The organism is Haliea sp. E17 (genome assembly GCF_048323675.1).
GTDB lineage: Bacteria > Pseudomonadota > Gammaproteobacteria > Pseudomonadales > Halieaceae > Mangrovimicrobium.
This window is the reverse complement of the sequence record NZ_JBLWFK010000001.1, coordinates 20,141-33,188: the sequence shown is the minus strand read 5'-3', so window position 1 is coordinate 33,188 and position 13,048 is coordinate 20,141. Positions and strand designations below refer to the sequence as shown.

14 protein-coding genes are annotated in these 13,048 nt (G+C 63.8%); 6 read left to right on the top strand and 8 right to left on the bottom strand.

From position 1 onward, the window contains the following. Positions 1-32 precede the first annotated feature (32 nt). Genes ACNKU3_RS00150 through ACNKU3_RS00135 form a run of 4 tightly spaced genes read right to left on the bottom strand, consistent with a single transcriptional unit; the run spans position 33 to position 2,422 of the window. Positions 33-344, bottom strand: coding sequence for a Rieske (2Fe-2S) protein (locus tag ACNKU3_RS00150; protein WP_418257370.1), 312 nt, complete (start codon positions 342-344; stop codon positions 33-35). A 53-nt stretch (positions 345-397) separates the two neighbouring features. Continuing rightward, positions 398-1,570, bottom strand: coding sequence for an aromatic ring-hydroxylating oxygenase subunit alpha (locus ACNKU3_RS00145; RefSeq protein WP_418257369.1), 1,173 nt, complete (start codon positions 1,568-1,570; stop codon positions 398-400). A gap of 49 nt (positions 1,571-1,619) precedes the next feature. Next, positions 1,620-1,931 (bottom strand): putative quinol monooxygenase, encoded by a 312-nt coding sequence (locus ACNKU3_RS00140; RefSeq protein WP_418257368.1) that lies wholly within the window; start codon positions 1,929-1,931, stop codon positions 1,620-1,622. 47 nt (positions 1,932-1,978) lie between these two features. Continuing rightward, the gene (locus tag ACNKU3_RS00135; protein WP_418257367.1) at positions 1,979-2,422 is read right to left on the bottom strand and encodes an SRPBCC family protein; all 444 of its coding nucleotides are present in this window, start codon (positions 2,420-2,422) and stop codon (positions 1,979-1,981) included. A 247-nt stretch (positions 2,423-2,669) separates the two neighbouring features. Between ACNKU3_RS00135 and ACNKU3_RS00130 the strand changes: the two genes are divergently transcribed. Then, positions 2,670-3,449: an SDR family oxidoreductase gene (locus ACNKU3_RS00130; RefSeq protein WP_418257366.1), complete on the top strand. Its 780-nt coding sequence runs from the start codon at positions 2,670-2,672 to the stop codon at positions 3,447-3,449. Between the two features lie 273 nt (positions 3,450-3,722). On the opposite strand, the gene ACNKU3_RS00125 is transcribed toward ACNKU3_RS00130, so the two are convergent. Beyond that, positions 3,723-4,130 carry a nuclear transport factor 2 family protein gene (locus ACNKU3_RS00125; protein WP_418257365.1) on the bottom strand — a complete coding sequence of 136 codons (408 nt, stop codon included), beginning with the start codon at positions 4,128-4,130 and terminating at the stop codon, positions 3,723-3,725. Between the two features lie 178 nt (positions 4,131-4,308). Here ACNKU3_RS00125 and ACNKU3_RS00120 point away from each other — a divergent pair, with 178 nt between their 5' ends. Next, positions 4,309-5,724 carry an aromatic ring-hydroxylating oxygenase subunit alpha gene (locus tag ACNKU3_RS00120; RefSeq protein ID WP_418257364.1) on the top strand — a complete coding sequence of 472 codons (1,416 nt, stop codon included), beginning with the start codon at positions 4,309-4,311 and terminating at the stop codon, positions 5,722-5,724. Then, positions 5,721-6,182: a VOC family protein gene (locus ACNKU3_RS00115; RefSeq protein ID WP_418257363.1), complete on the top strand. Its 462-nt coding sequence runs from the start codon at positions 5,721-5,723 to the stop codon at positions 6,180-6,182. Before ACNKU3_RS00120 ends, ACNKU3_RS00115 begins: the two co-directional genes overlap by 4 nt. Positions 6,183-6,488: 306 nt before the next feature. On the opposite strand, the gene ACNKU3_RS00110 is transcribed toward ACNKU3_RS00115, so the two are convergent. From ACNKU3_RS00110 to ACNKU3_RS00100, 3 genes are all read right to left on the bottom strand, one after another. After that, entirely contained in the window at positions 6,489-7,250 is a 762-nt protein-coding gene (locus tag ACNKU3_RS00110) for an SDR family NAD(P)-dependent oxidoreductase (RefSeq protein ID WP_418257362.1), read from the bottom strand. Between the two features lie 55 nt (positions 7,251-7,305). Beyond that, a complete protein-coding gene (locus ACNKU3_RS00105; protein WP_418257361.1) occupies positions 7,306-8,106 on the bottom strand; it encodes an SDR family NAD(P)-dependent oxidoreductase in 801 nt (266 codons plus the stop codon). 541 nt (positions 8,107-8,647) lie between these two features. Continuing rightward, the gene (locus ACNKU3_RS00100; protein WP_418257360.1) at positions 8,648-9,328 is read right to left on the bottom strand and encodes a TetR/AcrR family transcriptional regulator; all 681 of its coding nucleotides are present in this window, start codon (positions 9,326-9,328) and stop codon (positions 8,648-8,650) included. A 172-nt stretch (positions 9,329-9,500) separates the two neighbouring features. On the opposite strand from ACNKU3_RS00100, the gene ACNKU3_RS00095 reads away from it, so the two are divergent. From ACNKU3_RS00095 to ACNKU3_RS00085, 3 genes are read left to right on the top strand one after another with little or no spacing between them, the layout of a single operon-like run. Further along, a complete protein-coding gene (locus ACNKU3_RS00095) occupies positions 9,501-10,469 on the top strand; it encodes a thiamine pyrophosphate-dependent dehydrogenase E1 component subunit alpha (RefSeq protein WP_418257359.1) in 969 nt (322 codons plus the stop codon). Between the two features lie 12 nt (positions 10,470-10,481). Then, a complete protein-coding gene (locus ACNKU3_RS00090; protein ID WP_418257358.1) occupies positions 10,482-11,534 on the top strand; it encodes an alpha-ketoacid dehydrogenase subunit beta in 1,053 nt (350 codons plus the stop codon). A gap of 2 nt (positions 11,535-11,536) precedes the next feature. After that, on the top strand, positions 11,537-13,048 hold the full coding sequence (locus ACNKU3_RS00085) for a 2-oxo acid dehydrogenase subunit E2 (protein WP_418257357.1): 1,512 nt from the start codon (positions 11,537-11,539) through the stop codon (positions 13,046-13,048).

Sequence of the window (13,048 nt, the reverse complement as noted above, 5' to 3'; positions counted from 1 at the left end):
CGCCTGGGGTGTTACCGGGGTGATTCCGACACCTAGTCCACCGCGACTTCCAGATGGCCGTCGACCACTCGCACCGGGTAGGTGGTGAGCGGGGTCTGGGTCAGCTGGCCAACGGTGGAGCCATCCTTCAGGTTGAAACGCGCCCCGTGCAGGGGGCAGGAAATATAGCAGTTGCGGATGCGCCCGCCTTCCAGCGGCGAGGCCTGGTGGGTGCAGAGGTTTTTCACTGCGTAGAATTCGCCCCCCGCGTTACAGACCAGGACGCTGACGCCGTTCACATCCACCGCGATATTCTTGTTGCTGGCCAGCTCCTCCGCCGGGAAAAGCCGTTGAAAATTGGTCATCACATGCTCCTGCGTGGGGATTTCTTGCGCCGCACCGCCCTGCCACAGCAGGTTCACAGCTGCGGCACCGGGGCGTCGGGATCGTCGGCCAGGTAATACTCCAGCCAGCGGTGGAAGTACTGGTTGCCGCGCTCGTTGCGACCGAACACCACCTCGCGGTGGGCGCCGGATTCCAGCCCCCGCTGCACCTGCAGGCCGACCTGGTAGTCCTCCCGGTCTATCACGCCGGCCAGCCAGTCCACCATCTGCGTCAGTTCGGCGGCGCCCTGTTCGTCGGCGGGGTGCTCCTTGTGCAGGAAATACACGATGGTGCGGTTCTCGTTCACGGTGGGGCCGGGAATCAGCTGCGATACCGAGGTAATCTCCGGCGCCACGAAAATCGACACGTTGGGGAAGATGGTGCGCACAAAATCGTAGCCGTCGTTTTCATGCTGCCACCACTGCTCCTCGGGCACCTCGCGCAGCTTGTCGATACTGCGCTGGGGGAAACCGATCATGACGTGGGGGCCGAAGGCCTCGAACTGCATGATGTTGGAGTAGCTGCGCGGATGGATGGTCTCCGGGTGCGCCGCGGCGAAATGGTAGCCTTCCAGGTAACCGTCGTAGGCGACCTTCCAGTTGGCGCCAGCCATCGTCCGCTGGCCGCAGTAATACCACTTGTCGAAGTGCTTTTCCTCGATGTCCTCGATCATGCCGCCGAGGAAGGCGTCGAAATCCACATCCTGCGCGGCGGGGTCCAGCACCGTGAAAATCAGGCCGCCGCGCTCGTAGGCGGGCAACTGGGTCAGGCCCAGTTGCGACTTGTCGACATCGCCAAACTTCTCCGCGTCGGCGATACCGCGCAGGTTGCCCTCGCCGTCGAAGGACCAGCTGTGGTAGGGACAGGTGAACAGCTTGCGGTGCCCGCAGGGCTCCGTGGTCAGGGTCATGGCGCGGTGGCTGCAGACGTTCAGCATCACCCGCACACTGCCGTCGCGCGCCCGAGTCACCAGCAGGGGCATCCCGAGCATGTCGATGGTCTTGAAATCCCCGGGCTGGGGAATTTCAACCGACAGGCCCGCCAGCACCGGCAGGCGCTTGAACACCAGGTCCATTTCCCGCTGCCAGCGCGCGGGGTCGGTGTAGTTGCTGGAGGGCACTCGCATTACGCCCTCGGCTTCATCGGTACCCTTGTGCTCGACGTGTTCGAGCATCTGTCCGACCAGCCTGTTGTACCGATTGGCCATTCCCATATCGCTACTCCCTTATATTATTTTCGCCACAGTGTACTGCGTGTTATTCCGGCAGCACCACCGGCGCCCAGGAGGTGTACAGGTACTGGCGGTCGTCCATGGACAACACATCGAGGTCGTGGGTCTTTTCCAGGAAATCCTTGATATGCGGCATTTGCAGGTGGTTGTCCAGGTCCTCCTGGGTTTCCCACTGCTCGCTGATCCAGACCACGTTGGGCTCACAGATGTCCCGGGACATGCCGTACACCTCGCAGCCCTTCTCCGCGCGAGTGGGTTCCACCAGCGCCTGGGCCAGCTCGACGTAGCGGTCGGCGTCCCTTGGGTTGATTTCCACACGGGCAATAATCGCAATCATGTTATCTGTCTCCTGAAGCGGTTGGGGGGATCTGTCTGGCGCGCGGGTCAGTTGCGCGTCGCGGCCTGTTCCAGGCCGTTGAACATCAGTTGGTATGCGCCCAGCAGGAACTGCCGGGCCTCCATTTCACGGCCGGGTTCAGCCTCGAATTCGCCGAGGTAACTGATCCGGCAGGCCTGCCCGGGCAGGGGCGACAGGCGGCCCCGTGCGTGGTAGCGGCGAATGCCCGCGGGGCGGTCGCCGACGATGGACAGGCGCCAGGTATAGGTTTCCGGGTCGAGGAATTCCAGCCGCTCGCTCACCGGCGCTGGCATGCCTTCGTTGTAGATGTGCCGGGTGAGGCCAATGCCTTCCCCTTCGATTTCCACCCGCTCGATACGCACCACACCGTCAGCGGGCCACCAGGCCTCGATATCGGCGAAATCCGCGATCAGGTCCCAGATGGCCTGCGGATCCGCGGTGCAGTCGTGGTGGACGTCGATAGTAGGCATGAAACCGCAGATCCTCTTCTCAGGCCTGTATGGCATGGCGGCAGGAACCGCTCGGGATGCCATCGGGCCGGCTTTTGTTATGGCAATGGAAGCCTCGATTTCACAAAAGAGTATGTGCCGCGAAAATAAAAGTCAAGCCTGTTTGCTTTTTTATATCCGAGTGGTTAAGCTTCTGCGTTACAACAATACGCAAAGCCCTGCGCGAGCAGTTCGGCTACCGCAAAGCAGACAGGGCGAAGGAGTCAACATGGGTCAATTGGATAACAAGGTCGCGCTGGTCACCGGCGGGACCAATGGCATCGGCGCTGCAGCCGTGCGCGGACTGGTCGCCGAGGGCGCCCGGGTGGTATTCACCGGCGGCAACGCCGAAGCCGCGGACAGGATCTGCGCAGACACCGGCGCGCTGTTCGTCCGCCACCGGGTCCAGGACGCCGAGGGCTGGCAGGAAGTCAGCGATACCATCCGCTCCCGGATGGGACGCCTGGATATCGCCTTTGCCAACGCCGGTATCAACGACGGCGACAGCGACATCGAAAGCGTCGAACTGGACGCCTGGAAGCGGATCGTCGACGTCAACCTGACCGGCAGCATGCTCACCTGCAAACACGCCATCGCCCTGATGAAGGACAATCCCGAGGGTTCCGGCGGTTCCATCATACTGAACAGTTCCATGAACGGGATTCTCGCCCTGGCCGGGGATGTCACCTACTCCACGACCAAGGGCGCGCTGCGCCTGCTGGCCAAGTCGGTGGCGGTGCACTGTGCACACAAGAAACTGAATATCCGCTGCAACTCGATTCATCCCGGTGTCATCGAGACCCCATTGATCCAGGGCGCCATTGCCGGCGCCCCGGACCCGGACGCGGCGCGTGCGATGCTGGAAAATGTCGCCGCGGTGGGGCGACTGGGCCGCTGCGAAGAGGTCGTGGCACTGCTGGTTTATCTCGCCTCGGATAACGCCCAGTTCGTGACTGGCGCGGAACTGGTCATCGATGGTGGAGCGACTGCCGGTCTGCCAGGGGTCTGAGGGCTTTCCTCGCGGCACATTTACCAGTGCCGCTTTGCCTCTCACGGAACTTTTTCTCTGAAGATTCTGCGTCTCCCCGGGTGCTTCGCTCGCCGAGCGCGATCCAGAACTGCCCCGCTGTAATACGCCAAAAAGCGCACATCCCTGTGCAGGCTCGGGTGGCGACGTCCTGTCGCCACACGGTTCCAGCGGGGCAGTTCTGGCTCACGCTCTACCCGCGGCGCAAGATACCAAAAGTGCTCCGGTCAAGAGAAAAGGCCCTGAAACCGCGGCCTACTCGCCGTGCAGGACGCTGAACCTGCGCTGGGCGAACAACCACTCCCCGTTCTGCTTTACACAGACATCCCGGTATTCACCCCGCGGGCGGATTTCCTTGCCATCCTGCAGCACCGCCACCTCGGCGGTATAGCTACGCATGACGGCGCGGTCGCCGTCGATCTCAATGCTGCCCACCTGGGACATCATGTTGACGAAGGGAAACATCTCCATCGCCTCCTTCCAGGCGTCGACGATGGCGGCGCGGCCGGAGATATTGACCTCGAGATGGGGCAGTTCCCAGTCGGCGTCTTCAGCCCAGGTAGCGCCCCAGGCCTCTGCGTCGCGCTGGTTGACGGCGTCGCAGTAACGTTCGAGCAGTTCGCGAATCAGTTCGCGGTCTTCCAGTGGTCCGGTGTGCGGCATAGGGTGTTCCTCCTGTTATGGGATTATTGGCCGGCCCCCGAACTCTACCACAAAAACTCAGACACGCTTGTTTTTATTTTTAACCGGTGCTAGTTTCCATTCTGGCTTCAGTGCGTATTCGCCGGCTAATGCCCTATGGCGAATGCAGTAAAAACTACCCGGACGAGGACTTCCAATAATGAGTGCCAGCCCGTCACCCGCAGAGCAGCCCGGCGCAGCCCGCTGCCCCGGCCCCAGCACCCGCGACATTATCGCCGCCGACCGCGGCGGTGCACCCGCACACATACTGGAGGAATCAACGGGATTTCTTGGCGATGCCGACATTGCCTTTTCCCGCTACACTTCCGGGGACTTCTTCCAGCGGGAAGTCGAGCACATGTGGCTGAAAACCTGGCAGTGGGCCTGCCGCGAAGAGGATATCCCCGAGCCCGGCGACTACATCACCTACGAGATCTGCGAGCACTCGGTGCTGCTGGTGCGCACCGACAGCGGCGCGATCAAGGCCTACCCCAACGCCTGCCTGCACCGCGGCACCCAGCTCAAGCCCGAGGGCAGCACCGGCAGCAGCCAGCAACTGCGCTGCCCGTTCCACGGCTTTACCTGGTCCCTGGAAGGCGAACTGGTGGACGTGCCCTGCCGCTGGGATTTCCCCCATGTGGAGGACGCCAGTTTCCGCCTGCCGGAACTGCTGGTCGAGACCTGGGGCGGATTCGTCTTTATCAACTTCGACCGCGAAGCGGGGCCGCTCAAGGAGTTCCTCGGCGTCCTTCCCAAGCATTTCGCCAACTGGGACCTGTCCGACAAGTACGTCGCCCTGCACGTGCGCAAAAAGCTGCCGGCCAACTGGAAAGCCTGCCTGGAGGCCTTTCTGGAGTCCTACCACGTGCTGGAAACCCACCCCCAGGGCGTGCCTACCGTCGGCGACGCCAATACCCAGTACGACACCTACGGCGACCATGTCTCGCGATTCGTGCACCTGGTGGGTTTTCCCAGCCCGCATATCCGCGAACCGCAGAGCGAACAGCAGACCCTGGACGCCCTGATGGCCGAGGGCGTGGTCGAGGGCGTGCACGGCGCGGACAGCGGCCTTCGGGTACCCGAGGGTGGCCGGGCCCGGGAAGTCTTTGCCGACTACCTCAAGGAAACCCTCGGCACGGCCTACCAGCGCGACTTTTCCGCCCTGACGGTGACCGAGACCATCGACGCCATCGAGTACAGCCTGTTCCCCAACACCTGCCTGTTTCCGAGCCTGCTGTTCCCCATGGTTTACCGTTTCCGTCCCATCGGCAGCGACCCGGATACCACCCTTTTCGACCTGCTCTACCTGCAACCACTGCCCGCCTCCGGCGAGCGCCCCGACCCGGCGGAGCCGGTGGACCTGGACTTCGACCAGTCCTTCCACGCGGTCCCCGGCTTCGACCCCGGCCTGGCCACCATCTACGACCAGGACACCGGCAACCTGATCGCCCAGCAGCGCGGTTTCAAATCCAGCGTGAAGCCCGGCGAGACCCTCGGCAACTACCAGGAATCCCGGGTGCGCCAGTTGCACCAGACCCTGGACAAGTACCTCGGTAAGGGGGAACTCGCGGGATGATCCGCGGCGTCCACCATGTGGCGATTTCCACGCCACACCTGGAACCGATGCTGGCCTTCTACCGCGACCTGATCGGCTTCGAGCAGCTCGGCCTGGTCGAGTGGCCGGTGGGCACCGCACAGATCGACGCGGTCATGGGCCTGAAGGACAGTTCCGCGCGGCAGGTAATGCTGAAGCTGGGCAACCTGTGCCTGGAGATGTTCGAGTTCAAGACCCCGGAACCCGTTGCCATGGACCCGCAGCGACCGGTCTGCAACCACGGGCACACCCACCTGTGCCTGGACGTAACGGACATCCAGTCGGTCTACGAGCGTCTGGTGGCCGCCGGCACCCGCTTCCACGCCCCGCCGCAGGAATTCGGCAATGTGCGGGCGACATACGGGCGGGACCCGGATGGCAATGTGTTCGAGATTCAGGAGTTGCTGGACAGAGACGACCCCGCCCAGGTTATCAGTTAGACCGACTCTGGAGCGTTGCAGGCACGCCCATCAATACGGATGAAGAGCTTTTTCCAGGTTGCCCAGCGACCTGGTTCGCCAGCCGTGTAATTTCCGCCGGGAGCTAGATTCCGGTAGCGGACTCCGACCACCGAGCGTGAACCGGGAGTGCCCTGCTGGAACACGCCAAAAAGCGCACATCCATGTGCAGGCTCGGGTGGCGACATCCATGTCGCCACACGGTTCCAGCAGGGCACTCCCGGCCCACACTCTCGCTGTGGCACGAGATTCAACCCCGCACACCCACTACGCTTATTTGAATTAATGCTACTGGGCAAACTGCCCGCCATCCACCACCAGTTCCGAACCGGTCACGTAGGAAGAATCATCCGACGCCAGGAACAGCACGCACTGGGCGACCTCCTCCGGCCGCCCCATGCGGCCCATGGGAATTTCCCGCTTGAGCTGTTCGAACACTTCCGGATTGTCGCGAATGGACACCTGCTGCATGTTGGTATCGATGACGCCGGGGTGGACCGTGTTGCAGCGGACTCCGGCTGTCGCGTACTCCAGCGCGACAGTCTTGCTGAACAGGCGTACCCCGCCCTTGCTGGCGCCGTAGGCGGACACGCCCGGCACGCCGACGAGTCCGGCGATCGACGACATGTTGACAATGGAACCGCCACCGCCTTCGCGCATCAGTTCCGCCGCGGCCCTGCTGCCGAGGAACACGCTGGTCATGTTGACGTCCATCTGGCGGTGGTACTCCGCCAGGGTGAACTCGGCGAGCGGCTTGAGCATGGCGATGCCGGCGTTGTTGACCAGCACGTCCAGGCGCCCGAATTTATCCTTGATGGCATCCATCGCGTGGGTCCAGCCCTCCTCGCTGGTTACATCCTGGCGAAAGGCTAGGACCTCCGCACCAGCCGCCCGCGCCGCCGCGGCACAGGCTTCCAGGCCGGCTTCGTCGATATCGCTGATGGCGAGCTTCGCCCCTTCCCGGGCAAACAGCTGTACCGCGGCGTATCCCAGGCCGGGATTGGAGGCCGCGCCGGTTACCAGGCACACTTTTCCTTCGAGTCGAGCCATTGTCTTATTCTCCTGAATTATTGGTTAGGGTTGCCCACAGGGCAGAGTCCCGAGCTTATGTAGCGGAAATTTCACCGGCGGCGATTGCCGCCTCGATCAACTCATGGGCGCGCGGGTTGCGGCGCAGGCACAGCCCGCCGTTGACCTGCAGGTTCTCGCCGGTCATGAAACATTCGTCCGAGGCCAGGAACACCGCAGCGGCCGCGATGTCCTCGCTGGTGCCGTAGCGGCCCAGCGGATAGCAGCGGCGGAAGCTCTCGCGCAGGGATTCGCTCTGCACCGCATCGGCAGTCATCGGCGTGTCGGTGAGGCCCGGAGAGATAGAGTTGGCGCGAATTCCGCGCTCGCCGTATTCGTTGGCGACGGTGCGTATGATGTGGTCAATACCCGCCTTGGTGCCCATATAGGCCGCGTGGTTGTCGAGCATGATTTTCGCCGTGGCGGAGGATATCTGGATGATCGAGCCACCGGTTTCCGACATCACCCGAATCAGCTTCTGCAACCAGTAGAACGGGCCCTTGAACTGCAGGTCGACGATCCGGTCGAGTTCCTCTTCGGTGGTATCCTCGGTGGCCTTGAGCAGGCCCCAGCCGGTGGCATTGACGGCGATATCGACGCGCCCGTGGCGCGCCACGATGCTATCGAACATGGCGTTCACCGATTCGCGGCTGCACAGGTCGCACTCGACCCAGTCGCCGCCAATCTCCTCCGCCAGTGCCTTCAGGGGTTCCGCGTGGCGTCCCGAGACGACCACTCTGGCCCCTTCCTGGGCGAAGCGGCGGGCGATCACCTGGCCCATGTTGCCGGCGCCGGCGGCACCGATGATGGAAGCGATTTTGCCGTCCAGACGACCCATAACTGTACCTCGCTGGCTGCCTGGGGCAGCGTTATGTTTTTGCAAACAGTACAGAATGTTTTTATTTATCGCAAGTGGGTGGAGTGGGGGCTGCGTGGGGCGGCCTGGCGGCCGCTGCGTGGCCTGCGGGCGGGGGTAACCCCGCAAGCAAGTAAGTGCGTAGTTCCTTCAGTCGTCGTTTGGCACCCGCATTGGCGTCGGGTGGTGCATGTCCTTTGCGGACTTGGAGGGCGTCGGTGCGAACTCGATCTTGCAGCGGATCCGCCTCACCCCCGCGATGCGCCAGCCCACCACAATAGCTACCGTGCAGTGAAGTAGCATGTAATCTCAAGACTCATTCAAAACCTGACAGCCACGCGGCAATTCCGGGCACCAACAGGCCTACGCGCCGCAAGCGCCCGCAATGGAGCAAAAGACATGCACCATCCGGCGCCAATGCCGCGGCCGCCAGGCCGCAGAAGTTCAAAAAAACCGCAAGGAATTCCGAACCTCAAAAGCCCGGAACCCTAAAGTGAGGTTACCTGGTGAAACGCGAAAGGTATTAAAGCCTGCCTTCCGCCGCCCGGGTATAAAGTGACTCGAGCTGGTCGGTGATCTGCTCGATCATGCGGGTTGCCCGCGCCTGCTTGCGGGTTGCCATGTGGCTGAGCGCCATGCCGCGCATGGTGAACTGGACGAGGTCGTTGGCCAGTTCCAGGACATTGAGTTTCTCCCAGTGGGGGAAGGTCTGCTTGACCGTCTCCAGGAAGAGTTTCTCTACGTCCTTTTCCGTGCGCTGCAGTTCGGTATTCAGCTCCGGGTCCGTGCGCGAGGCGAACAGCAGTTCCTGGTAGGCGACGAAAGTCGGCAGGTTGACGTAGCGCCATGCGGATTCCACCGATTTCCTGATGGCGTCCCGGGTGAGGCTGGATTCCGGGGTGTCGATACCCGCCATCAGGGTCTTGTACTCTTCCAGGCGCCGCTCGTGCAGGTAGTCGATCACCGCCCGGATAACCAGGAAGCGGGAGGGGAAGTGATGCATCATGGCGCCGCGGGACACCCCGGCCTGGTCGGCGATCATCGCTGTGGTGGTCTGGCTGTAGCCGCGCTCGACCAGGCACTCGATCGCCGCGTCGAGGATGGCCTTGCGGGTCAGCGCGCTCTTCTCGGCCTGCCAGCCATCGCCCCGGCGTTGCGTGCTGCGGGTTCCCTTCCCTTTTGTTGTCTTTTTAGCCACTGCCATTGCCTGTTCACTCCTGAAACTCACCGACGGTCACCGCTCCCCGAATGGGGCTGGGACGAATCATAACGCAAAAAAACCATCTTGTATCTAAACAAACATGCTTGCTTTTTTTATACCCAGTCACTATAGTCAGTCCGGATCTAAAACGATAACCCCAAGTCCGGAGGCAGCAATGTCCTACAGCCCCGAATTCCTCCTGCGAGCCTATCGCGGCATGAAAACCATCCGCCTGTTCGAGGAGCGGGTCACCCGCGAATTTGAAGCCGGGAATATCCCCGGCTTTGTCCACGCCTACGACGGCCAGGAAGCGATCGCCATCGGTGTCTGCATGAACCTCGATGATGCCGACATCATCGGCAGCACCCACCGTGGCCACGGCCACTGCATCGCCAAGGGCTGTGACGTGATCGGCATGATGAAAGAGATCATGGGCAAGGCCGACGGCCTGTGCAAAGGCAAGGGCGGTTCCATGCACATCGCCGATATCGACAAGGGCATGCTCGGCGCCAACGCCATCGTCGGCGGTGGGCCGCCCCTGTGTAACGGCGCCGCCCTGTCCGCCAAGACCCTGAAGACCGGCAAGGTCGCGGTCTCCTTCAACGGCGACGGCTCCTCCAACCAGGGCACCGTCATGGAAGCGCTCAACCTGGCCGTGGTGCTGCAGTTGCCGCACCTCTTCGTCTTCGAGAACAACGGCTACGGCGAAGGCACCGGCGCCGACTACGCCGTGGGCAGCCGCGATATCACGAGCCGCACCGCGGCCTTCGGCATGCCCGCCGAGAAAGTGGACGGCGCCGACTTCTTCGCGGTCTATGAAGCCACTGCAAAAGCCGTACAGCGCGCCCGTGAGGGCGGCGGCCCGAGCGCCCTGGAAGCGGACATCATCCGTTTCAGCGGGCACTTCATCGGCGACCCGCAGCTGTACCGCGCCAAGGGCGAAATCGCCCAGCTGCGCAAGGATCGCGATTGCCTGAAATTCTTCCGCGAGCGGGTCACCGGCGAGGGCTGGCTGCAGGCCGCCCAGCTCGACAGCATCGACGACGAGGTCGCGGCCCTGATCGAGCGCGCTGTGGAGGAAGGGCTGGCGTCGCCGCTGCCCGCGGTCTCCGAACTCACCACCGACGTCTACTGTTCATATTAAGGGAGGCCCGCCATGAACCAGCCGCAAAAGGCCGTGAATACTGAAGCCACGGCAACATCGTCGGTGAAAACCTACCGCGAGGCCATCAACGAAGCCCTGTACCAGGAAATGGAGCGCGATCCCACCGTGATCGTGCTCGGTGAGGAAGTCTCCGGCGGCGCCGGTTGCTCCGGCCAGGACGACGCCTACGGCGGCGTCTTCGGCGTGACCAAGGGCCTGATGCCCAGGTTTGGTCGCGAGCGCGTCATCGACACCCCGATCAGCGAATCCGCCATCATCGGCGCCGCCGCCGGCGCTGCCAACACCGGCCTGCGCCCGGTCGCCGAACTGATGTTCTTCGACTTCATCGGCGTGTGTTTCGACCAGATCTTCAACCAGGCCGCCAAGTTTCGCTACATGTTCGGCGGCAAGGCCAGGACCCCCATGGTGATCCGCGCCACGGTCGGCGCCGGCATGCGCGCCGGGGCCCAGCACTCCAACATGCTGCATCCGGTGGTGGTCCACATCGCCGGCCTCAAGGTAGTGATGCCGAGCAACGCCTACGACGCCAAGGGCCTGATGATCAGCGCCATCCGCGACGACGACCCGGTGATCTTCCTCGAGCACAAGTGCCTCTACGACGCCAAGTGCGAGGTGCCCGACGCCCCCTACACCATCCCCTTCGGCGAGGCGGCCTTCCCCCGCCAGGGCTCCGACGCCACCATCGTCGCCATCTCCGCCATGGTGCCCAAGGCCATCGCCGTGGCCGACAAGCTGGCGAAGGAAGGTATCCATATCGATGTCATCGATCCGCGCACCGTGTCGCCGATGGATGACGAGGCCATACTGGAAAGCGTCGAGCTGAGCGGCCGGCTGGTGATCGTGGACGAGGCCAACGAACGCTGCAGCCTCGCCGCCGATATCTCCTCGATTGTCGCGGAACGCGCTTTCGGCAGCCTGCGCGCGCCGATCCGCAAGGTCACCGCCCCGCATACGCCGGTGCCCTTCGCACCCTCCCTGGAAGATGCCTACATCCCCAGCGAAGCGCGCATCGAACAGGCCCTGCGCGACGTACTGGGAGCGTAACCATGAGCGGCCAGATCCAGACAATCACGATGCCCAAGTGGGGCATGGAAATGACCGAGGGCCTGGTCGGCGACTGGTATGTCGCCGTCGGCGCCGAGGTCACCGAGGGCGATGACCTGGTCGACGTCGAGACCAGCAAGATCGTCAATACAGTGACAGCGACGGCCTCCGGCGTCCTGCAGCGCATCATCGCCAACCCGGGTGAAAACCTGCCGGTGGGCGCTGTACTCGGGGTGCTCGCCCCGGCGGGTACCGCCGAAACCGATATCGAAGCCTTCGTCAGCCAGTTCGCTGGCGCCGCTCCCGCGGCGGAACCCGCGCCAGCGCCTGCCCCGGCACCTGAAGTGCCCGCCTCTGCCGCCGCACCGGTGCTGCAGGCGGTCCCCGAACCGGTTCCGGCGCCCGCGCCAGCACCCGCGGCAAAGGGCAATCTCTCTGCCCTCGCTGACGGTCCCGATGACAGCGCCGTGGCCGCCTCCCCGGTGGCCCGCAGGCTGGCTGCCCACTTTGGCGTCAACCTGAACAATATCCCCGCCAGCGGCCCCCACGGCCGGGTCAGCAAGGCCGACCTGGAGGCCGCGGTCGCCGCCGCCGGCGGTACCCTGCTCACCCCCTCCCCCGCCAGCGGCAATACCGCGGCGCAGGACGACAGCGCGGTCGCCGCCACCCCGGTGGCGCGCCGGCTGGCCGCGGAACTGGGCATCAACCTGAACGACTGCCGCAGCAGCGGCGACCGCGGCCGGGTCTGCAAGGCCGATGTCGAGGCCCGCGCTGCGCTGAACGGGCGGGCGACCCTGCCGGTCACCGCAGTGACCGAGGCCGCCCCCGCACCGGCATTCGAGGAGCGTCCCCTCTCCGGTATGCGCAAGACCATCGCCGCGCGCCTGCAGCAGTCCAAGCAGACCGCCCCCCACTTCCGGGTGCAGGTGGACGCGCAACTGGATGCCCTGCTGGCCCTGCGCACGGCCCTCAACGCCGCCCACAGCGAGGCGAAGATTTCGGTCAACGACTTCATCATCAAGGCCTGCGCCAGCGCGCTGGTTCGCGTGCCCGAGGTCAATGTGCAGTTCGACGGCGAGCAGGTCCGCTATTTCGCCGACGCCGACATCGCCGTCGCGGTGGCCCTGGACGACGGCCTGATCACCCCCATCGTGCGCGGCGCCAACAAAAAAGGCCTGGTGGCGGTCTCCAACGAAGTACGCGACCTCGCCACCCGTGCCAAACTCGGCCGGCTGCAGGCGGAGGAATTCCAGGGCGGCACATTCAGTGTCTCCAACCTCGGCATGTTCGGGGTCAAGCAGTTCGACGCCATTATCAACCCGCCGCAGTGTGCCATCCTCGCAGTGGGCGCCGGGGAACCGCGCCCGGTGTGGCGCGACGGCAGCTGGCAGGCAGCGACGGTAGTCAGCCTGTCACTGTCCAGCGACCACCGCATCATCGACGGCGCCGTGGCCGCCCGCTTCATGGCCGCGCTCAAGGGCTTCCTCGAGGAGCCCGGCACCATGCTGGGTTAG